This is a genomic window from Mesorhizobium sp. M7A.F.Ca.CA.002.05.1.1 (genome assembly GCF_003998335.1).
GTDB lineage: Bacteria > Pseudomonadota > Alphaproteobacteria > Rhizobiales > Rhizobiaceae > Mesorhizobium.
On record NZ_RZQI01001189.1, the window covers coordinates 1 to 1,457 of the forward strand.

A 1,457-nucleotide genomic window follows, 5' to 3' on the forward strand; every position below is an offset into this window, starting at 1 on the left:
GTCCTGACCTATGTGCGCGCCAGTTGGGGCAACGCCGCCCCGGCGGTCGCCTCCGACGATGTGGCAGCCGTGCGCAAGCAATTGCTCCCGTAACTCGGCTAGCTCTCGGCTGCGACAGCGAGCGCCAGACGGCTCATGTCGGTGAAAAGCGCCTGGCGCTCGGAATAGTCGGTCTGTTCGCCGGTCTCGATGTTGTCGACCACGACACACATCGACAGCGCACGCGCTCCGAAATGCTCCGATATGCGATAGAGCGCGCTGGTTTCCATATCCACGGCCAGGGCTCCTTGCGCCCGCGCAACGGCAAAACGGGCGCGCCCCTCCGGGTGATAGAAGATGTCGCTGCACACCGTCAGGCCGGCATGATGGTCGATGCCGAATTCTACCGCCTTGGCCAGTGACGATGCGAGGAGCGCCGGGTCGGGGCCAGCGGGTCCATAAAGGCCGAAAACCTGGCCGCTCTGGGCGCTTTCCGCCTGCGCCGATTGCGAGATGACAAGGCTGCGCAGTTTTGCCTTTGCGGTCAGGCTGCCGCAGGTGCCGGTGCGGATCAACGTCCGGGCGCCATAATGGTCCAGCAGTTCATGCGCATAGATCAGAAACGATGAAACGCCGATGCCCGTCGCCTGGATGCTGACGGGTTTGCCGCCAAACAGCCCGGTGAAGCCAAGTGCGCCGCGGCGGCGATTGATGCAGCGCGGCGCTTCCAGGAACGTTTGCGCCATCCACTCGGCGCGCTGCGGGTCACCCGGTAACAAAACCGTGTCGGCGTAGTCGTCCTTGTCCGCTTCGTTGTGCGGCGTCACCAGTTGCTCCCCCTAAGCCTTCCAGCCGTTTCACCCGCAATCATGGCGTTGTCACGGCGTTGTGCAAGATGGAACATGGGAAAGGCTCTAAGACTCCAGCACGTCCTTGACGATCGTCGCCAGTTGCTTGAGCGAAAACGGCTTGGGCAGAAAGCCGAAATGCGCATCTGCCGGGAGGTTTCTGGCGAATGCGTCCTCGGCGTAGCCGGACACGAAGACGAACTTGATGTCCGGCTGGCGCTTGCGCAATTCACCAAGCAGTGTCGGTCCGTCCATTTCCGGCATGACCACGTCGGAAACGACGATATCGACCTTGCCGCCCAGTGCCTCGAACACTTCCAGCGCCTCGACGCCCGACGATGCCTCGTGCACGGTGTAGCCACGCGAGGTCAGCGCCCGCATGCCGCCCATGCGCACGGCATCCTCGTCCTCGACGAGCAGCACCGTGGCCGAGCCCGACAGATCCTTGGCCGGATCGGCGACCTTTGTCGGCGCCGCCGGCGCATCGCCGGGCTCGCCTGCTTTTTTCGCTTCGGCGATGTGACGCGGCAGGAAAATGCGGAAGGTCGAGCCTTTGCCGACTTCGGAATCGCAAAAGATGAAGCCGCCGGTCTGCTTGATGATGCCGTAGACCATCGACAGGCCAAGGCC

General features: G+C 63.3%; 2 protein-coding genes. Both read right to left on the minus strand.

Annotation, left to right across the window (positions count from 1 at the left end; all coding sequences use genetic code 11):
• Positions 1-98 precede the first annotated feature (98 nt).
• On the minus strand, positions 99-806 hold the full coding sequence (locus EN939_RS33980; protein ID WP_127271305.1) for a phosphorylase family protein: 708 nt from the start codon (positions 804-806) through the stop codon (positions 99-101).
• A gap of 87 nt (positions 807-893) precedes the next feature.
• Positions 894-1,457 (minus strand): response regulator (locus EN939_RS33985; RefSeq protein WP_127271799.1); only part of this gene is annotated, 564 nt, incomplete at its 5' end.